The 18,175-nt window shown below is 63.8% G+C and carries 15 protein-coding genes; 5 read left to right on the top strand and 10 right to left on the bottom strand.

Annotated features, from left to right (window positions below; all coding sequences use genetic code 11):
- Positions 1 to 89 precede the first annotated feature (89 nt).
- Positions 90 to 1,157: a YkvI family membrane protein gene (locus ACFOTD_RS17105; RefSeq protein ID WP_378120843.1), complete on the top strand. Its 1,068-nt coding sequence runs from the start codon at positions 90 to 92 to the stop codon at positions 1,155 to 1,157.
- Between the two features lie 50 nt (positions 1,158 to 1,207).
- Here ACFOTD_RS17105 and ACFOTD_RS17100 read toward each other — a convergent pair whose 3' ends face one another.
- The 3 genes from ACFOTD_RS17100 to ACFOTD_RS17090 form a co-directional block, all read right to left on the bottom strand.
- Complete coding sequence (locus ACFOTD_RS17100; RefSeq protein WP_378120842.1) at positions 1,208 to 4,618, bottom strand: AAA family ATPase; 3,411 nt, start codon at positions 4,616 to 4,618, stop codon at positions 1,208 to 1,210.
- 121 nt (positions 4,619 to 4,739) lie between these two features.
- Positions 4,740 to 6,020: a metallophosphoesterase family protein gene (locus ACFOTD_RS17095; protein ID WP_378120840.1), complete on the bottom strand. Its 1,281-nt coding sequence runs from the start codon at positions 6,018 to 6,020 to the stop codon at positions 4,740 to 4,742.
- 43 nt (positions 6,021 to 6,063) lie between these two features.
- Positions 6,064 to 7,206 (bottom strand): glycosyltransferase family 4 protein, encoded by a 1,143-nt coding sequence (locus tag ACFOTD_RS17090; protein WP_378120838.1) that lies wholly within the window; start codon positions 7,204 to 7,206, stop codon positions 6,064 to 6,066.
- Positions 7,207 to 7,362: 156 nt separating this feature from the next.
- Between ACFOTD_RS17090 and ACFOTD_RS17085 the strand changes: the two genes are divergently transcribed.
- From ACFOTD_RS17085 to ACFOTD_RS17075, 3 genes are all read left to right on the top strand, one after another.
- Positions 7,363 to 8,529 (top strand): GGDEF domain-containing protein, encoded by a 1,167-nt coding sequence (locus ACFOTD_RS17085; RefSeq protein WP_378120836.1) that lies wholly within the window; start codon positions 7,363 to 7,365, stop codon positions 8,527 to 8,529.
- Between the two features lie 11 nt (positions 8,530 to 8,540).
- Positions 8,541 to 9,935: an RsmB/NOP family class I SAM-dependent RNA methyltransferase gene (locus ACFOTD_RS17080; protein WP_378120835.1), complete on the top strand. Its 1,395-nt coding sequence runs from the start codon at positions 8,541 to 8,543 to the stop codon at positions 9,933 to 9,935.
- Positions 9,936 to 10,110: 175 nt separating this feature from the next.
- Positions 10,111 to 10,206, top strand: a complete 96-nt coding sequence (locus ACFOTD_RS17075; RefSeq protein WP_378120833.1) for a YjcZ family sporulation protein — start codon at positions 10,111 to 10,113, stop codon at positions 10,204 to 10,206.
- 78 nt (positions 10,207 to 10,284) lie between these two features.
- On the opposite strand, the gene ACFOTD_RS17070 is transcribed toward ACFOTD_RS17075, so the two are convergent.
- The 5 genes from ACFOTD_RS17070 to ACFOTD_RS17050 form a co-directional block, all read right to left on the bottom strand.
- Positions 10,285 to 11,094: a Cof-type HAD-IIB family hydrolase gene (locus ACFOTD_RS17070; protein ID WP_378120831.1), complete on the bottom strand. Its 810-nt coding sequence runs from the start codon at positions 11,092 to 11,094 to the stop codon at positions 10,285 to 10,287.
- A complete protein-coding gene (locus ACFOTD_RS17065) occupies positions 11,094 to 11,990 on the bottom strand; it encodes a pseudouridine synthase (RefSeq protein ID WP_378120829.1) in 897 nt (298 codons plus the stop codon). Before ACFOTD_RS17065 ends, ACFOTD_RS17070 begins: the two co-directional genes overlap by 1 nt.
- A 31-nt stretch (positions 11,991 to 12,021) precedes the next feature.
- Positions 12,022 to 13,650, bottom strand: a complete 1,629-nt coding sequence (locus ACFOTD_RS17060) for an RsmB/NOP family class I SAM-dependent RNA methyltransferase (RefSeq protein ID WP_378120827.1) — start codon at positions 13,648 to 13,650, stop codon at positions 12,022 to 12,024.
- A gap of 211 nt (positions 13,651 to 13,861) precedes the next feature.
- The gene (gene yjbM / locus ACFOTD_RS17055; RefSeq protein WP_217593872.1) at positions 13,862 to 14,665 is read right to left on the bottom strand and encodes a GTP diphosphokinase; all 804 of its coding nucleotides are present in this window, start codon (positions 14,663 to 14,665) and stop codon (positions 13,862 to 13,864) included.
- 74 nt (positions 14,666 to 14,739) lie between these two features.
- On the bottom strand, positions 14,740 to 15,846 hold the full coding sequence (locus ACFOTD_RS17050; protein ID WP_378120825.1) for a quinone-dependent dihydroorotate dehydrogenase: 1,107 nt from the start codon (positions 15,844 to 15,846) through the stop codon (positions 14,740 to 14,742).
- Between the two features lie 185 nt (positions 15,847 to 16,031).
- On the opposite strand from ACFOTD_RS17050, the gene ACFOTD_RS17045 reads away from it, so the two are divergent.
- Complete coding sequence (locus tag ACFOTD_RS17045; protein ID WP_378120823.1) at positions 16,032 to 16,175, top strand: hypothetical protein; 144 nt, start codon at positions 16,032 to 16,034, stop codon at positions 16,173 to 16,175.
- A 10-nt stretch (positions 16,176 to 16,185) separates the two neighbouring features.
- Here ACFOTD_RS17045 and ACFOTD_RS17040 read toward each other — a convergent pair whose 3' ends face one another.
- The gene (locus ACFOTD_RS17040) at positions 16,186 to 17,724 is read right to left on the bottom strand and encodes a L,D-transpeptidase (protein ID WP_378120821.1); all 1,539 of its coding nucleotides are present in this window, start codon (positions 17,722 to 17,724) and stop codon (positions 16,186 to 16,188) included.
- Positions 17,725 to 17,754: 30 nt separating this feature from the next.
- On the bottom strand, positions 17,755 to 18,030 hold the full coding sequence (locus ACFOTD_RS17035; RefSeq protein WP_378120819.1) for a hypothetical protein: 276 nt from the start codon (positions 18,028 to 18,030) through the stop codon (positions 17,755 to 17,757).
- Positions 18,031 to 18,175: the final 145 nt, after the last annotated feature.

The following is an 18,175-nucleotide window of genomic DNA, read 5'->3' as shown; positions in this document are numbered from 1 at the left end:
CCTTTCCCCCAGGCTTGTCATGGCGCGTCCGGCACGCTCATAGACTGAGAGTGGACAATCATGGACGAGTCGGGGGAGGTCCGCCGAAGATGAGGCGATGGGGCTTAAGCCTGCAGGTTGCATTCACGTTCATCGGCACGGTCGTCGGCGCCGGGTTCGCTACCGGACGCGAAGTGCTGCAATTTTTTACGCGGTTCGGCAATTGGGCCGGTCCGATGATTCTCGTATCCACCGCGCTGTTCGTCTGGCTCGGCGCCAAGATGATGCTGATGGCAGCCTCCATGCGCGCCAGATCGTACGAAGACTTGAACCGGCACCTGTTCGGACCTAAGGCAGGCGCATGGATCAGCCATCTGATGCTGCTCGTGCTCCTGGGCGTGAACGCAGTCATGCTGGCAGGAGCCGGATCGCTTTTTTCGGAGCATCTGAACCTGAACTATCAGAGCGGCCTGCTCATTACGATGACGGCGTGCTTCATATTGCTGCGCAAGGGCATGAGCGCGATTCTTGCCATCAATACGCTGGTCGTACCCGTCATGATCGTATTCACGGCCGTGCTCGTCATCGAGACGCTGCGGGGACCGGGCGCCGACCGCTGGATGACGATGCCGATGGAGCTGTCCCCATGGGCGGCCATTCTGTCTCCCTTTCTGTACGGCGCCTTCAACCTCTCGATGTCGCAGGCCGTGCTCGTACCGCTCGGCTCGCGGATCGGCGACCCCGTCGTCCTGCGCAGAGGCGCGTGGATCGGCGGCATCGGCATCGGCGGGATGCTGCTCGCCGGGCATCTGGCGCTCTCTTCGCGCATGCCCGGCGTCGAGCAGTTCGAAATTCCGATGGGCGGCATCGCGAGGGAAATCGGACCTTGGATTCACTGGATTTTCGTGTTCCTGATTTTCATGGAAATATTCACGACGCTCGTCGCGGACATTTACGGTCTGTCCCTGCAGCTCCAGGAGCGGGTGAAAATTCCGCTCAACGCGCTCGTCGTCCTGGTGCTGCTGCTCTGCTTCATGGCCGGCCAATTCGGCTTCGGTCCGCTGCTGACGACGCTTTACCCGATCTTCGGCATGCTAAGCCTTGGCTGGGTGATGCTCATGGGCAGAGACCGGGTGCGCCCCGCGCCGCCTCCCGCCCCGCCGGAAGGCTTTTCTTGAACCGCGCCGCTTACTTAAGTCGGATATCCTTGATATGAAAAATTCCGCGTCTAGGAGCCGCTCAGGCCGCTTCCCTGCGCCGTCAGCTCCGGCAGCTTAAGCAGACGCGAGCCCGGCATGCCTTCCGTGAGCGTATCGGCTACATGCCTGTGACAAGTAAACAGCAGAATCTGCCGGTTATGGGACAGCTCGTTCAAGACGTTCACGCAGCGCTTAAGCCGGATCTCGTCGTAATGAACGAACAGGTCGTCCAGGAGCAGCGGCAGCGCCTGTTCGCGCGAAGCGGCGGCCGCCAGCGCAAGCCTCAGGGACAGGTAGAGCTGCTCCTGTGTCCCGCGGCTCAGGAAGGCGCTGCCGACGATCCTGCGATCCGCCGTCTCCGCGAGCAGATCGGGCATGTCGCCTGGCGCCGCGATGCGCGTGTACCGCCCTCCCGTGAGCGCCTCAAAGTAAGCCGAAGCTTGCCGCAGCACGGCAGGCTGGCGTTCTTCCTCGAACGTGACGCGCGTCCGCCGGATGAGCTCCGCCGTCGTTGCCAGCAGCGCATACCGCTCCGCCAACCGTTCCAGCTCGGCTTGCATTTCCTCCAGCTCGAACGACGTCTCCTCCGTCTCCGCTTCGCGGCGAAGACGCTCCAGCTGCTCGGACAAGCGTCCTCGCGCGTCCAGCGCCTCCGCCCGCTCCGCTTCGCAGGCGCTCACCGCCTCGCGCGCCTCGTCTGCCAACATCGCCAGCATGCCTTCGTCATTCGCTTCCAGCAATCTAAGCAGCGACTGCAGCTCCGCTTCGCCGCGGCCGGCGGACAGCCGAAGCTCGGCTTCCGCGCGCTCCCGGCGCAGCTCCCGGCGGCGGCCGTCCGCGTCGAGGCGCAGCGCGTACGCGTCTTCGCTGTCCGCGCCGGCCGCGCGGACGACTGCTAACGCGGCAGCCTCCGCGGCCTCGAACGCGGACACTGCGGCGGCCTCCGCCTCTGCCGCCTGCCGAAGCCGCTCCTCCAGCCCGCGGGCCGCGGCAGCCTGCTCCAGCTGCTCCCGCGCTTCGCGGTGCAGCAGCTTCACCGCGAGCGCCGCGTCGCCGCCGCTATGCGCAGCGGGCGGACATTCCGCGAGCAGCGCCGCGGCAGCCGCCTCGAACGCGTCGCGCTCCGCCCGCAGCGCATCGGCCCGCGCCGCGAGTCTGGCCCGCTGCCGCAGCTGCTGCAGCGCCTGCTCGGCGAGTTGGCCGAGCTCGGGGAGCGCGGCCGGCTGCAGCTGGGCGGGCAGCTTGCGCGCCGCCAGCCACGCGGACCAGTCCGCGCGACCGGCGCCGATGGCCGCCTCCGTCTCCGCGAGCTCGCCTTCCACGCCTGCCAGCTCGCGCACGAGCGCCTCTCGGCGCGCCTGCCGTTCGGCGTGGCGGCCTTGCTCCGCCTCCGCTTCCCCGAGCCGATCCAGCTCCCTGTAGACGTTGTCCCGCAGCCGGAGCCGAAGCTCGCCCGCGGCGCCGGCTTCATGCGGCCCGTCGCCTAAGTCGCCTCCGGCAGCTTCGCGTTCCTGCGAAGCCGCCGCTTCGGCTTCGGCCTCGCGCTCCCCAAGCAGCAAGCGCAGCGCTTCGCCGGCCTGCCGCCGCGTTCGCTGCTCCTCCTCTCGGGCTGCGGATAACCGCCTTAGCAGCGAAGCCGCAACGGCGGGATCCGTATTGGCGCCACCTGCAGCGCCCGGCTGTCTCCGACCGGCCCATGCCGCGGTGCCCGCCCCCAGCGCCAGCACGGCCGCAAGCGCCGCATAGGCGATCCGCCCTTCCTCCGATGCGAGGGCAGCGATCAGGGCAGCTGCGGCACCAGCGCCAAACAGCAGTGCGATCGCGTATGAAACGCTAGCGCCAGGCGCGATGCCGCGACGACTCGCTCTCCCCCTGCCTCTGCCGCGTCCCGCGGTCCGGCTGCCGCCTCCTCGGCTGGCTCGCATGCTCGCCTCGCCGTCATGCCCGTATATGAGAACGTTAGCCGCCGAAGCGTTCGCGTCGATCCCCGCCGCCTCTGCGGCAGCAGCCGCCCAGGCATATTCGCGCCGCGCGGCTTCCGCAGCCTGCAGCGCGTCGTCAAGCCTATGCCAGGCATGCAGCAGTCCGTCGCGCGTATCCGGCTTAAATCGGCCAGCGCCGCGCTGGCTCGCAGCAGCCTGACCGGTACGGCGCTCCGCCTCCTGATCGAATGCCGCAAGCTGGCGGCGCAGCCGCTGCGCCTCTGCGGCCAGCAGCTCGCGTCTTCGCTCTTCTTCCGCCAGGCGCTCGCCGATGACGCGCGCCTCCTCGCGCTCTCCGAGCGCGGCGACGGCCTCCGCGTCCGCCGCCCGCCAGCCCGGCCCGAGGCGGAGCAGCGCGGCGGCAGCCGCCTCCTCCGCGAGGCGCATGTCCGACTCAAGGCCGGCCAACTCGCCCCGCCTCGCCTCAAGCGCGTCGCCGCGCAGATCCATCGCCGCCAGCTCGCCCGCGCGGGCGACCAATCGCTCGTCCCATACGAGGGCGGCATACGCCGCCTCGAGCCGCCCCCGCTCTGCCGCCGCCTGCCTCGCGGCGGCGCCCGCCAACGCTTTGCGCTCGCTAAGCTGCCGCCATTCCGCCGCAGCCTCGGCCGGCAGCGGGTCGGCCGAGCGGATCGCCTCGGCGAGCGACGCCGCGATCGCTTCTTCTTCGCCGCGGAGCGCGGCGGCGCGCAGCCACCATTCGCGGCCGCCCTGCGCCCCCTGCGCTTCGGCGGCTTTGACGCGGAGCTGCGGCAGCGCGCGATCCAGCTCTGCCGCGCGCTCGTTTAGCGCCGCTAGCCGTTCGAGCGCTTCCTGATAGGCGCCGAGCCCTTGACGGCCTTGCCGAAGGCGGCTCTCCAGCTCCCGGATCCGCGCCAGCAGCTCGCCCATTTCCTGTACGGAGCCCTTCGGACGGTACAGCCGATCCATTTCGGCCCGTAGCCGTTTGCCTGCCGACGTCAATGCCGCGCCGCCAGCCATGCCTGCGTGGTACAGAAAATTGCCGATCTCGTCGCCCTTTAGCGAACGAAGCTCGTGCAGCTCGTCCAGGCTGACGGCGTACAGCTGCCTGAACAGCGTCTCCGACACGCCGCCGAGCAGCAGCCGCTCGATCTCCGCCTGCGTGAGCCGTCGTTCGGCGCCGTCCGCTTCCCGCAGCGTCGCGACAGGCGCGCCTTTGCGCTGCGGGGCGTCCGCGTACCGCTCGAGAACTCGCTGGCGGCCCAGCTCGTCCCGCAGAACGAGACGTCCGCCGTGACGGCCCCCGCCGACGGGCTCGCCCCGCTCGGGCAGCTGCGCGCGCGTCGCGAAGCCGTAAAGCATGCTTCGCATGAACCGAAGCAGCGTGCTTTTGCCCGCTTCGTTAGGTCCCCAGACGACCGTCGTCTGCGCGTCGAACCGAAGCTGCACGCCGGACAGCGGACCGAAGCCGTCGATATGCAGTTCCTCTATGTGCATCGCTTGCGCCTCCCTGTCGGATTACGCCCGGTTCTCTTCAGCGGCAACAACTGCCATGCTTGCCACGCTAGGCTTCCCGTACGCATCTGCCATGCATGCCACGCCCGGCTTCCCGCACGCGTCATTCGCCGCTATCCCGAAGCAGCGCCGCCGCCAGCTCGCCAGCGCGCGCGATCAGCTCGGACCGCTGCGCGTCGCCGCGCCCGTCCAGCCACTGCCGCAGCTTCGGATGGTGCCGCAGCGGCTCGGCCGCTTCGCGCAGCAGCGCCCTCGAAGCGGCCGGATCCGACGCGGAAGCGGCGGAGAGCCGCAGCAGCTCGCCCAAGAACCCGTCCTCGGGCGACGCGACCTCCGCGCGCGAACCGCCGCTTGCCTCGACCGCAATACGCTCGACCCAGACCCAGTCGTCCCGCTCGTCGGGCGCCCCCAGCCAGCTCCTCAGCTCGCCTTCCCATTCCTCCGCCTCGCCGTCCCGCAGCAAGCGTTCAAGCAGCGCACCGCTGCCCGTTAGACGCAGACGAAGCACCAGGGGTCTGCCTTCGGCTTCGCGGCGCGCGTCTTCGGCGGCCTCGAGCAGCCTGTCCTGAAGCGCCTGCTCGCCGTCTTCTTCGCCGATTCGCACCTCGCGCACGAGCCATCTCACTTCCGACAGCTCGCGAAACGATAGCGCGATGCGTCCCTGCTCCGAGACGTCGACGCGGTACGCGCCTTTCGGTCCCGTTTCGCGGATGCTCCGTCCCTGAATATTGCCCGGATAGACGACATGCGGGTACTCGTGCAGCACGCGTCGATCGTGTATGTGCCCGAACGCCCAGTAGTCGAAGCCGGACGCCGCCAGCTCCGCGAGCTTGCACGGCGCATAGTTGTCGTGTCCTTCCAGGCCGTCGATGTTGCCGTGCAGCACGGCCAGATGAAAAGGAGCGCCTTCGCTCACCCGGTAGCGCAGCGCAAGGTTGTCCTTGACCGCCGACTCCATATAAGAAATTCCGTATACATGCGCCGCCAGCTCTCCTTGGCGCGTATAGGCCGGCCGGCAGCCGACCTCCTCCGTCCCGAACACATGCACCGAAGCGGGCCAATCGAGCCGCGCGGACCGTCCGCCGGACGGATCGTGGTTGCCGTGCACGACGAACGCCTGCACGCCCGCCTCCGCCAGCCTGCCCATCGCCTTCTGCATGCGAAGCTGCGCGCGAAGCGAACGGTCGGCCGCGTCGTACAGATCGCCCGACAACACGAGGAAGTCCAGTTCCTCCCGCAGCACCGTCTCGACGAGATTGTCGAACGCGTTCAACGTGGAATTTTTAAGCCGCTCGCGGACCGCAGAAGGAACTTTGGACAGTCCGCGGAACGGACTGTCCAAGTGTAGGTCGGCGGCATGCATGAACCGAAATGGCGGCTGCATCCTCTCAACTCCAATTTCAAGATGGTTCCCGGCGCCCTTCGCCTCAGGTCGTCTCTTCGACCGGCGGACCGAGATCGATATAGATTTTTTTCAGTTCCTGGATGACGCGATTGAGCGAATACGTCTTTTTGGCCTTGTTCCAGGCGGCGCGCGCCAGCTCGTAGCGGTAGTGCGGATCGAGAATGAACTTGTCGATGGCGTCCGCCAGCGCCTTCGGGTCTTCGCCCGGGACAAGCAGGCCGTTGACGCCGTCCTCGATCTGCTCGGCGATGCCGCCGACGTCGGTGCCGATCAGGGAAAGCAGGCAGAGCGCGGCTTCGGCGAACACGGAGCCAAAGGCTTCGGCTCGCGACGGGAGCACGAAAATATCGAAAAACGGCAGCATTTCCTCGGGATGAAGCATGTATCCGTAAAAAATCGTGTCGTCGTATATGCCCTCCGCTTGCGCCAAGCTTTCCAGCTCTGGACGGATCGGGCCGTCGCCGATAATGTGCAGCACGAACTTCCGGTCCTTTTTGCGAAGCTCGGCGCAGGCCTTGATGAGCAGGTCGATGCCCTTCGCCGGGACGAGACGGCACACCGTAACGATCTGGGCCACCTCGTTGTCGTGGGAGATCGGCTTGAAGCGGCGTTCGTCGTACCCGTTCGGAATGACGCCGACGAGCGCCGGACTTTTCATATAGGCGCCCATATAGCCGGCGAACGATTGCGATACCGTCAGCATTTTGTCCGTTTTGGCCTCGAGCTCGCCGTAAAGCGACGTTAGAAACCGGTGCTCGGGACCGTTCGCCGCGATGCGTCCGTTCAGGATCAGCTCGCGCTCGAAGCTGGAGTGCACGGTCATGACGAGCGGCGTGTCCGGGTAAATCTTCCGAAGCGCGAGCGCAGCGACGGGATGGTGCGCATGGATCAGATCGTAGCCGCTCTTCAGCCGCAGCTTGGTCCACCATACGTAATCTTTTAGCGTCTGCATATATTTGTCCACGACCGGGTTGCCCGCATAGAGACGCCAGTCGAACGTATCGAATTCAAAAGGTTCCTGCCCCTTGTTCCGGATTCGCTTCGGAATCGAGAACAGCTCTATATCCCATCCGATCTTGCGGAAACGCTCGCCGATATAGGGCACCATGGAAGATACGCCGCCCGGTTGCTCCGGGGGGAAAAACAACGCCTGTAAAATATTCATCGGCGATTCCTCCTTATAGCCCTACTATCTCGTATTGTCTAAATTATGATATAGTGGAACATATGTTTCTGCAAGCGAGGGCAGGCGCCGTCGGTCCGAAGCCGCCGGCCGGCACCGCTTCGCGCGGATTCTAGGACCGGATGCAAGGGGATACGCATGGACGTTCAAGACTTCTGGAACAATCGCGAGCTGCTGTTCGCTTCCTCTTCCGCCGCATCCGCCGTGATCATCGGCCTGATGATGTTTATGGCCTACCGGCTGATCGCCGGCAATCGCAGCAGCGCTTTTCGGCTGCTTCTGCTCGCGCTGTCCATGCTCGCCGTCTATCACGGACTGGCGCTCGCCGACGGCTTGAATCTACTGGAGGGGCGTTCGGTTCCCCAACTGAGCGGCATCCTTTACATAGCCGCGTTCGTTGCGCTTAACTTCGCCTTCTTCGAATTATACTACAGGAAGCGGGCGCGCACGCGCGCCTGGTTTTACGGCTTGCTCGCCGTCGGCGTCACGATCGCGGTATGCAATCTGCTGTCGGCGACGGGACAACCGGTCGCCGGGCTGGCGGACGCGGTAACCCGGGAACGGACGAACCTGCTCTTGGCGCTCGAAGACGGCTACGTGCTCCTGCTGTCGGCCCTTTTCGCGGTGATGTTCGCGCCTCATCTTAGGCAGCGCACGCGTTATGCCGTCAGTCTTTGCTTTGCTTTTTTCGGGCAGCTCGCCGCGTTTTTGACCCGCGATTTCGGCGCCAGTTCGCCTATTCTCGATCTGATGTCCGCCATATTGCCCGTGTTCTATTATATCGTTCTGTTTATGATTCTTTTCGAGCGCGTCGTGGAGCTGATGCAGACCGCATACCGGTCCTCCATTACCGATGGATTGACCGACTTGTACAATCGGCGTTTCTTTACCGCCCGTCTGGAGAAGTCGTTGGAGCATGCGGGTCAAGACGCTGTCGGCGCGATTTTTTGCGATATCGACGACTTCAAGAAGCTCAACGACACCAAGGGACACCAGGCTGCGGACGTCGTCCTTAAGCAAGCGGCCGCTATCCTCCGAGAGGAGACGGAAGGCATCGGTCTCGCAGGCCGCTATGGCGGCGAAGAGCTGGTCGCATTTGTCCATTCGGCCTCTCCCGACGCCTCCGCCGTGGCCGAGCGCATCCGCTCTCGCATCGCCAAAGAGACGATCGTGACCGTGAGCGTCGGCTGCGCGCTGTCTAAGCCGGGCGTCAAGGCCGAGCAGCTCATGAAAAACGCGGACGAAGCGATGTACCGCTCCAAACGCTCGGGCAAAAACCGCGTATCGTTATACGATCAACTGTAAGGAGCTATCACATGCCAGCGCTGCCTTCAACCTATATCGAACGAATTGCCGCCCAGCTGGGCGAGGAGACAGGCGCCTTTCTGCGCAGCATGGAGGCGCCCCGTTCGTACGGGCTTCGCCTTCATACGATCAAGCTCTCCGCCGCGGACGACCATCAGGCATGGCGATCGCTTGCGGCCGAGTTCGGGCTCGTTCCCGTTCCATGGTGCGGGACGGGCTTCACCTACGACGGCGCGACCCGGCCCGGCAAGCATCCGCTTCATCATGCCGGCCTCTATTATATTCAGGAGCCGAGCGCCATGATCGCCGCGGAGCTGCTCGACCCGCGGCCCGGCGACATCGTGCTGGACCTGGCCGCGGCACCGGGCGGCAAGACGACGCAGATCGCCGCCAAGCTTCAGGGCGACGGTCTGCTCGTCGCCAACGAGATTCATCCGGGCCGTGCGCGCATTCTCTCCGAGAATGTCGAACGGCTCGGCATCGCGAACGCCGTCGTCGTGCAGGCGACGCCCGGCGAGCTCGCGGGACGTCTGCCCGGAGCCTTCGACAAGATCATGCTCGACGCGCCTTGCTCGGGCGAAGGCATGTTCCGCAAGGAGCCCGAAGCCTGCGCGGAATGGTCAACGGACGCAGTGGCGATGTGCGCGGCGCGGCAACGGGACATTCTGCCCGACGCGGCCGCTATGCTTAAGCCCGGCGGCAGGCTCGTCTACTCCACTTGTACGTTCAACCGCGAGGAGAACGAGGAGACGATCGCCTGGTTTTTGGCGGGGCATCCGGCATTCAAGCTCGTCTCGACGCGGCGCATGTGGCCGCAGCGAGGGGAAGGCGAAGGACACTTCGCCGCCGTGCTGGAAAAGGCCGCCAGGAACGAGAACGATCCCGGTCAACCGGAAAAGAGACGCGCCAAAGGCGGCAAAGCGCCGCGCGCCGACGCCGCAGGCGCACTGTCCGCGCTTAAGCTTTACCAGTCGTTCGCCGCGCAGTCGCTGCCGGGTTACGCTTTGCCCCCGGCGGGCGTCCCGCTGCTGTTCGGCGAGTCGCTGTATTGGTACCCGCAGCCCGAAGGCTCTCCGCTTCCGGCCGAATCGCTCGGCGGGCTTCGGACGCACCGGCCCGGCCTTCACCTGGGCGACATCAAAAAAGGCAGATTCGAACCTGCCCACGCGTTGGCGCATGCCGTCCGGGCAGATCAAGCCGCGCTGACGCGCGATTATCCGGCACGCAGCCAAGAAGTCGTTGCCTATTTGCGCGGGGAAGCTTTGTTCGACGAACAGGGCGAACGCGAAGGCGCGCCTGCGCTCGGATGGGGTCTTCTATGCGCGGACGGTTACCCGCTCGGCTGGTTCAAGGCGAGCGGCGGCCAGCTGAAAAACCATTATCCCAAAGGTCTGAGAATGAATTGAACGCGAGCGCGGGACAAAAAGATCCGCGCCCAAAATAAAGGCGACCCGGGCATCTGTCCAATCCGCACCGGCAATTTGTCATACTATACATTATTCCGAGCGGCGACGCGGCAAACGGGAACGAAGTTCCCGCCGCTCCCTCGGAGCCCGATTGAATGACAAAGGAGGAATTCGCATGTCCGGTGTTGCAGGTGGCTACGGTTCGTCCGCTGCGTTCGTTCTGGTGCTTTTCATACTGCTCGTGATTATCCTTCGCGCAGGCTTCTTCTAATCCCCATGTCCTTTAGCAACGCTAAAAAGCCGGCCCTCGGGCCGGCTTTTTCTCTTTATCCGCAGCTTTACCGCGACGTTACCGCGAAGGCGTCGATGCGCCTGCCAGACAAGCCTCGAGCACCAGCGCGACCCCGTCCTCGTTGTTCGAGGCCGTTACCGCGTCCGCGACGGCTTTGACCTCGGGCGGAGAATTGTCCATCGCTACGCCGTATCCGGCATACTGCAGCATGCCGACGTCGTTATAATAGTTGCCGATCGCCAGCACCTGCTCGCGCGGGATGCCCCGCTTTTCCGCCCATTGCTTGAGCGCCGTTCCTTTGGAGGCTTCCCTGTGCTGAAGGTCGATAAAGTAGTCTCCGCTTCGGATCGTCTGCAGCTCGTGGCGCCACGCTTGCCAATGCGCCTCCAGCTCGTCAAGATCTTCCTTGGGTGCGAACAGGGATATTTTGACGGTCCGGTCGGGATAACGGTCCTCCCGCGACCTCAAAATCGGCTCGGATAGCATACGCGCGTACATGGACGCGGTCTGCTCGTTTAATTGCTCCACGTAGATGTCGAACGCCGTATTCAGATCGAAGTGAATGCCGCGCTCTCTGCACAGCGCCAGATAGCGGTCTATCTCGTCGGCGCCGATCGGAGACTCCTGCAAAATTTCACGGGATTCGCCGTCCACGATCGAGGCGCCATTGTGGGTGATGACCGTCCCGGACAATCCGAGCTGCGCCAGCACCGACAGCGCGCTCGCCGAGCCTCTGCCCGTGCACAGGACGATCTCGGCGCCTGCGGCCGCGGCCGCGGTTACCGACCGCTTCACTCTCGTCGTCAGCTCATGGTCGTCGTTAATAAGCGTGCCGTCGACATCCAGCGCGATCAGCCTGTATTTCATTAAGTTCGGTCCTCCGTTTTCTTGTAATTGCGCAAGCGTTCGAGCTCGTCCTCCGCCAACTCCCGCCACTGCCCCGGTGCCAGCGTCTCGTCGAGCGGAAGCGGCCCCATCTCGGTTCTGCGCAAATAAAGCACTTTTTTACCGACTGCCTCGAACATCCGTTTAACCTGATGATACTTGCCTTCCGCGATCGTCAGCTCGATCCAGCTCAGGGGTTCGCCTGCGGCGACCGCTTCCTGCCAGCTCGTCCGGTTCGTCAACAGCGCGGGGAACGTATCGAGGCGCCCGATCGCCTCGTCCATCGTAAAAGTAGACGACGCCCGCATGTTACCCGCGATGCCGTCGGCGGCGAGATCCGCTTCAATCTTCGGACTTGAGAGCACGCGCAGCGCTGCCGGCAGCGTCACATAGCCGTCGTCCAGCGTCACGCCCGTGGCGAAGGTCGCGATGTCTTCCGAGCCGACGAGGCCGGCTACGAGCGCCAGGTAGGTCTTCGGCACATGCTTGCGCGGAGACAGCAGATCGTGAGACAGCTTGCCGTCGTTCGTGAGCAGCAGCAATCCCTCCGTGTCCTTGTCCAGACGTCCGACCGGAAAAGGCGAAAACACGCGCAGCTCTTCCGGCAGCAGCTCGAGCACCGTGCGGTCGCGATTGTCCTCGGTCGCGGACACGAAGCCGGCCGGTTTGTGGAGCATGACGTATAGCGTATCGCGGTAGACGATACGCTCCCCTTCCAGCACGACCTCGTCCGCGTGCGGATCGATCTGCATGCCCGGTTCCTTGACGCGGGCGCCGTTTACGGTCACCGCTCCTTTACGGACGAGCGCCTTCAAGACGCTTCGCGTACCGTAACCGAGATTTCCGAGCATTTTGTCCAATCTCATTTTCGTTTTCATGGCTTCTCCTTCGTTTCCGTCAAGAAAATCGCTACATCTGCCGCCAACCCGGCAGCAATTCGTTTTTAAGCGTCGCTCCGTCCCATCGGCCCCATCCAAGCGGATAACCGTCCAGGCAGACCAGCGCCCAGCCCCGCTTGTCCGCCGCCGCCGGCTCGCCGTTAAGGCCGACGACCTTCGCTGGTGCCGGCTGCAGCGTTTCTCCCTTTAAATACCGGATCGCATCCTCGTCCTCGCCCGCGAGCTGCAGGCAGAGCGCGGCCTGGTGTGGCTTGAGCCCCATAGCAAGCGCTTGGGAAGGCTCGAACCGGTGCTTGGTCGCCAGGCCGAGCAGCCAGCCTCCGCGCACGAGGCGCAGCCCCTGCATGTCCCCCGCGAGCTCGGAGACGGCGTACACGTGGTCGCCCTTGATCCGGATCGTTCCGGGCGGCTTCCAGCCAGGCAGGCTTTCCCGCAAAAACGCCTCAAACCGCGCGACCGTATCGGAATCTCCGCCCGCGCGATCATGAAGACTTGCCGGACGTCCGCGCCCGTTTGCGTCGGCCCCGCGCCGATCCGTTGTCGTCCGCTTCCCGCGCTTCGCATCCTTGACCGATGAGCCGCCCGCATTACCGCCCGCCTTGCCCCTTTCCGCGGCTGCGATTCCAGCGGATTCGCGCTCCGGCGACGGTTCAAATACCGTCATGCCCGTCTGAGCCGTCCGTTCGAGCAGCGCGGCAAAATGGCCTTCGCCGCGTACGCGATGCGGCCACAGCCTTACCGTCCCGGCCAAGCGCGCCGCACGTTCAGGTCCGAGCGCGGCGGCTTCCTCCGGGCTCAGCCATTCGGGCCTGCCCGGCGCGAATCCCCATTCCGCGGGCGATTCTGTCGCCACGACGTCGAAGTCCGGATGCGCGGCTAAAAATCGGGCGATCGTCCCCTCGTTTTCCACGGGAGAAAACGTACAGGTCGAATAAACGAGACGTCCGCCCGGCGCGACCAATCTGGCCGCCTCCCGCATGATATCGTCCTGCATGGCCGCATATCTGGCCGGGGCATCCGCGTCCCACTGCCGGACCATGTCCTCGTCCTTGCGGAACATCCCTTCGCCCGAGCACGGCGCGTCCACAAGCACCCGGTCGAACGTCGCGCCGAATGCCGCCGCCAGCTTCGCAGGCGCCTCGTTCGTGACGACAGCGCCGCTGATGCCCGCACGTTCGATATTTTTTGCCAGCGCCTTCGTGCGCTCCGTGGCCAGATCGTTCGTCACGAGCAAGCCCGTGCCGCGCATCTTGGCAGCCAGCTGCGTCGACTTGCCGCCTGGCGCCGCGCACAGATCGAGGACGCGCTGCCCCGGCTGCGGATCGAGCAGCTCGGCGGGCAGCATCGCGCTCGGCTCTTGTATATAGTAGAGACCGGCGTAGTAATAAGGATGCTTGCCGGGGCGCTCGGTCTCATCCGTATAATAAGCGCCTGCCGCCCATGGCACCGGATCTCTGCCCTGAACGAAGGACCGTCCCGCCGAAGGCTTGCCCGCTTGCCCGAAGGCGCCGGGCTCGTCCTTCAGCCCGTTCAGCCTGATCGCCGTTTTCTTGGGCTCGCCGTAGCTGTTCAGAAAAGGCTCGGCCTCTTCGCCCAGCAGCTCGCGCATCGTATTCACGTATTCCTTGGGCAGCGCCATCGCCGCCTCCTTCTCTCCGCCTGTGGGAGCAGCATTTCCGACGTTTCCTCGTATAAAAAAAGAGAGCCTCCGGGCCGCATGCAACCGGCCCGAACTCTCCTTTAAGCCTTGCCCGGCCATGAGCGGCCGGCAGGCAGTCCGCACCGACCGCAACCGCATCGCGCTCGCAAAAATCCTCATGCCTGCGAGGCGGCGGCGCGCGGCCAGACCGCTACTGGCTGCTGTTCTTGCCCGCCCTGGCGAGCGCCGCCTGAATCTCCTGCGACAGCTCCGCCAGCGCCCACATATCCTCCTGCTCCCACAGCTCGTTGAACCGCAGCTGGAACTGCGCAGCCTCTCGGACGCGGCGGAAGAAGTACAGACCCTGGATATCGTTGAGCACCTTGCGCACGATGCCCGACTTCTCTTCGAAGTCCTGCTGGGCATCCACGATCTCCTGACGGATGCTCGACATCTCGCGATCGAGGGCGAAGGCGGCTTCGGCGGCTTTGCGCAGGCGCTCCCTGACATGCTCCGGCAGCTGCTCGCGGTATTTATAGTTCAGGGAATGCTCGATCGTCGCCCAGAAGTTCATGGCGAGCGTGCGGATCTGGATCTCCGCGAGCACCGGCATCGAGCCCAGCGAAGTCTGCACGGGATATTCGACGATGATATGGTAGCTCCGGTAGCCGCTGTCTTTATAATTCGTAATATAATCCTTTTCGTAGACGAGCCGCAGATCCTTGCGGATCCGGATCATGTCCGCGACTCTGTGAATGTCCTCCACGAATTGGCACATGATGCGAATGCCCGCGATATCCTCGATACCCGTCTCGATCTGGTCGATCGGTACGCTGAGCCGCTTCGCCTTTTCCAGGATACTCGAGATCCGCTTGACCCTGCCGGTCACGAACTCGATCGGCGCGTATTCGTCGCGGGCCTTCAGCTCGGTGCGCAGCGACTTCAGCTTGATCTTAAGCTCCTCTACGGCCTGCTGGTAGGGCAACAGGAACTTGCTCCAGTCTCTTCCGTCCATACGTCTACGCATCCTTTCCTGCCGCATTGCCGCGCTATCGTGTTACTTGCGAACGGATGCCTTCGCAGCCGCGACTAACGCCGGTGATCGGCGCCGACCGCCTGGGTGATCCGGGTGAATCCGTCTTGCTTGAGAAGGCGCTTCAAGCCTGCGGCGATCTCTTTGACGACGCCCGGGCCTTTGTAAATCAGCGAAGTGTATACCTCCACCAAAGACGCGCCGGCGCGAATCTTGTCGTAGGCGTCCTGCGCCGTGAAAATGCCGCCCGACCCGACGATCGGCAGCCGGCCTTCAGTCATGCGGTACAAGGAGCGGATCACTTCCGTGGAGCGCTGCGTGAGCGGGCGTCCGCTGAGGCCGCCCGTCTCGGTCTTGTTCGCGTGCGTGAGCCCTTCCCGGCCGATCGTCGTGTTGGTGGCGATGATGCCGGAGATGCCGCTCTCCAAGATCGCCTGCGCCATGTAGGAGAGCTGCTCCTCGTCATTGTCCGGCGCGAGCTTGACGAGGATCGGCTTGGGCAGCTCGCCGTGCGCGGCGGCTTGGATCTCCATCTCTTCCTTGACCGCGGCCAGCAGGTCGCGCAGCTCGTCGCCGTGCTGCAGCGCCCGCAGATCCGGCGTATTGGGCGAGCTGATATTAACGACGAACAGATCGCCGTACGGATACAGCTTGGCCAGACAAGCCCGGTAATCGGAAGCCGCGTCTTCATTAGGCGTCGCCTTGTTTTTGCCGATATTCACGGCCAAGGGAACCTTGCGCTTGCCAAGCCGCGAGAGCCTAGCCGCCATGGCGTCCGCGCCCTCGTTGTTGAAGCCCATCCGGTTGATGAGCGCCTCGTCGGGCGGCAGGCGGAACAGCCGCGGGCGATCGTTGCCCGGCTGTCCCTTGGGCGTCACGGTTCCGACCTCGAGGAACGACAGGCCGACGCTGCCGAAGCCTCGGACGGCCTTCGCGTTTTTGTCGAGTCCCGCCGCGAGTCCGACGGGATGGCGGAACTGGAAGCCGAGCAGATCAACGGTCAGCTCCGGCGATTCCGGAACTCCCCATATGCCGGATAACAGCGCCGGCACGCCAGGAACCCGGGAAGCGGTGCCCATGCCGTCTACCACGAGGTGATGGGCGTCTTCGGGATCCATTTTGAAAAACAGGGGTTTAACCCACTTATACAAGCGTTTCAGCATCCTTTCAAATCGCGGCGTCAAACGGATAAGCCGCATAAAACCCTCGCGTATCAGTTTAGCCTTTTCTGCGCCAAAAGAAAAGGGAATATCGCCCTCGCGAGCGCCCGTTTCATCTGGCGTTTTAAAGATCAAGCGTTTACAATAGTAGCATATGTCGATTATGTAAATTGGAAAGGTTGATTCCCATGAGCGCGCCAAAAAAACAAGCACCGATTCACCGCAAACCTGAGGTCAAGGAGCAGGTCAACAAGCGCGGGATCATCATCGCGGGTACCATTTTCGGCGTCATCGTCATCGCGGTGGCCGTTCTCCTGATCGTCAATCCATAGGGAGCAACCGTTAACTTAGCCATTCGTATTTTTTGGAGGGGTTGGTCTCGTTCTGCGCGGGCTTCAGCTTGAAGCGCTTTTCCGGCGCGCGCAGTTCGACGGGCAGCCCCCCTTTGCTTATCGTCACCTTCGTGCCTATCTGCACCAGATCGAACAGCTCCTCGACGTCTTCCTTGTTCATCCTCGCGCAGCCGTGCGATTCGTCTTTGCCGACGCTCGTAGGCTCGTCCGTGCCATGAATCGCATACAGCGTGTCCGACAGCGTCATCCCTCTGCTTCCGAACGCTCCCGTCGCGCTGCCGTTCGGATTTCTTACTTTTTCGGTAATGACGAAGCTTCCTTCCGGCGTCGGCGTATCCTTCGCGCCGAGCCCCACTTCATAATTACGCAGCAGTACGCCGCCGCTGATCACTGCCAAGCGATGTCTCGTCTTGTCGATGACGATCTCGATCGGCTGCTCGGCAAGCGATGCCAGCGTGCCCGCCGGCGCTCCGTTGCCTGCGGCCGGCCCCGTCTTATTGGGCCATCCCGCCCGCGCGCCCGCAGGCGCAGTCTTGGCCGCGAGCGCCGCCGACAGCTCGCCGAACCATGCCGTCTGCTCGGCGTTCCAGCCCGACATGGTATTGGCGGGGTAGGCTGCCGCCAGATCCTTGGGCGAAGCCGGCCACTTGCCCGTGCGCTGCTTGTAGGCGATCATCGCCGACCGCAGCACAAGCTTGCTTTCCTGCAGCGGCTTCCAGGCAGCGATCCGCGCCGCTGTCGGCTTGGCGTCCTGCGCCGTGCCGCACGGACACCAGCCCGAATCGTACCAGTCGACGCTCGCCGCCGCCCGATTGGCTGGCGCAGAGACCTGCGCGATCGGAGCGCCGGCCTTCACCCAATCGATCCATTTGCCCAGTCGCGGCGACTTGAACAAAGTCGAAGGTCCCGCCTGATCTTGCGCCAGGAGCAGGTCGCCCAATACGGCCTGCCCGGCGCCGTCCCGATCGGCCGCGGCCGCCATCAAGCCGACCGGCTTCGCCGAGCCGCCGCCTTGTGCTGACGTTGCGCCTTTGCCGCCGCTTGCTTGATCCGTTGAAGGCGAGGCTTGGCCTGGCGATGGCCGGCCTCCCGCCGGAACGGCCGTATCGGTCTGTCCGGCGGCGCTTGCCAGCTCCGTCTCTTCCGGCGCGGCCGCCCGTTCTGCGTATGCGAACACGCCGAGAACAAGCAACGCTGCTCCGCCCGCCGCCGCCAGCCAGCCGGCACGCCGCCTGCGAACGGAGCTTGCCTTGGCTGTTTTGCCCGGGGGAACCGCGTTCTCCCCCGCGCTCAGCTGCGGACTTTTTTTGGACTCGAACGCTTCGTACACCGCGCCGGCTTGCGCAAAGCAATAGTTCGCCTTAGCCTCCTGTCCGCGGGACAGATACTGCTTGCCGAGTAAATACCAAGCCATTTGGTTATTCTCGTGCTTGAGCAAATAATCCTTGATCGGGAGCGCATCGTGCACGTCCGGCCCGAGCTCGTAGAACTGATTGATTTGTTCCTCGAGACGATCGTCTTTAGACATTATCCTTCCCCCCCGCTATATCCGCTATCGTTAATGTCGGTCCGACGCTGCATTCGCGTTAGGCCTGGCGGATAATCGGCCATCCGGCAGGTCGACATTCCCCCGCCAGCGTCGTTTTTTCGCCGCAAAGCCTGCAAATATACAGCTTCTTTTCTGATGTCGCCGCATTTTTCCCCTTGCTTTAAAGCCTGCGAATATACAGCTTTTTTTGCCGATATCGACCCTTCTGTGCAAAATAGATGCCATAAGGCAGTTATTTTCTGCCATCAGCCCCATTTCCGGCATGCGCTTTGAATTTACCTGCATATTCTCCTAGGCCCCCTAATCAAATTGGAGTCCCCCCCTACAATGTTTTAAACTAGGGATGAGGGAGATGAGCGGGATGGGAAAAAGGTTAAAGGAAGAAGCACGGCTTAGAATTGTTAAGGAAGCATTGGCTGGCGTTAAGGTG

Origin of the sequence: Cohnella sp. GCM10012308 (assembly GCF_042649185.1) — a bacterium.
In the GTDB taxonomy this organism is placed as follows: domain Bacteria; phylum Bacillota; class Bacilli; order Paenibacillales; family Paenibacillaceae; genus Cohnella.
This window is presented reverse-complemented; position numbering and strand designations above follow the sequence as displayed.

What these genes read in the sequence shown, in the direction of transcription:
- ACFOTD_RS17070 (WP_378120831.1), bottom strand. Translation starts at nt 11,094, where the DNA reads ATGAAATACAGGCTGATCGCGCTGGATGTCGACGGCACGCTTATTAAC.
- yjbM (WP_217593872.1), bottom strand. Translation starts at nt 14,665, where the DNA reads ATGGACGGAAGAGACTGGAGCAAGTTCCTGTTGCCCTACCAGCAGGCC.
- ACFOTD_RS17035 (WP_378120819.1), bottom strand. Translation starts at nt 18,030, where the DNA reads ATGCAGGTAAATTCAAAGCGCATGCCGGAAATGGGGCTGATGGCAGAA.
- ACFOTD_RS17060 (WP_378120827.1), bottom strand. Translation starts at nt 13,650, where the DNA reads ATGGCGCTGCCCAAGGAATACGTGAATACGATGCGCGAGCTGCTGGGC.
- ACFOTD_RS17080 (WP_378120835.1), top strand. Translation starts at nt 8,541, where the DNA reads ATGCCAGCGCTGCCTTCAACCTATATCGAACGAATTGCCGCCCAGCTG.
- ACFOTD_RS17045 (WP_378120823.1), top strand. Translation starts at nt 16,032, where the DNA reads ATGAGCGCGCCAAAAAAACAAGCACCGATTCACCGCAAACCTGAGGTC.
- ACFOTD_RS17100 (WP_378120842.1), bottom strand. Translation starts at nt 4,618, where the DNA reads ATGCACATAGAGGAACTGCATATCGACGGCTTCGGTCCGCTGTCCGGC.
- ACFOTD_RS17040 (WP_378120821.1), bottom strand. Translation starts at nt 17,724, where the DNA reads ATGTCTAAAGACGATCGTCTCGAGGAACAAATCAATCAGTTCTACGAG.
- ACFOTD_RS17090 (WP_378120838.1), bottom strand. Translation starts at nt 7,206, where the DNA reads ATGAATATTTTACAGGCGTTGTTTTTCCCCCCGGAGCAACCGGGCGGC.
- ACFOTD_RS17085 (WP_378120836.1), top strand. Translation starts at nt 7,363, where the DNA reads ATGGACGTTCAAGACTTCTGGAACAATCGCGAGCTGCTGTTCGCTTCC.
- ACFOTD_RS17105 (WP_378120843.1), top strand. Translation starts at nt 90, where the DNA reads ATGAGGCGATGGGGCTTAAGCCTGCAGGTTGCATTCACGTTCATCGGC.
- ACFOTD_RS17065 (WP_378120829.1), bottom strand. Translation starts at nt 11,990, where the DNA reads ATGAAAACGAAAATGAGATTGGACAAAATGCTCGGAAATCTCGGTTAC.
- ACFOTD_RS17075 (WP_378120833.1), top strand. Translation starts at nt 10,111, where the DNA reads ATGTCCGGTGTTGCAGGTGGCTACGGTTCGTCCGCTGCGTTCGTTCTG.
- ACFOTD_RS17095 (WP_378120840.1), bottom strand. Translation starts at nt 6,020, where the DNA reads ATGCAGCCGCCATTTCGGTTCATGCATGCCGCCGACCTACACTTGGAC.
- ACFOTD_RS17050 (WP_378120825.1), bottom strand. Translation starts at nt 15,846, where the DNA reads ATGCTGAAACGCTTGTATAAGTGGGTTAAACCCCTGTTTTTCAAAATG.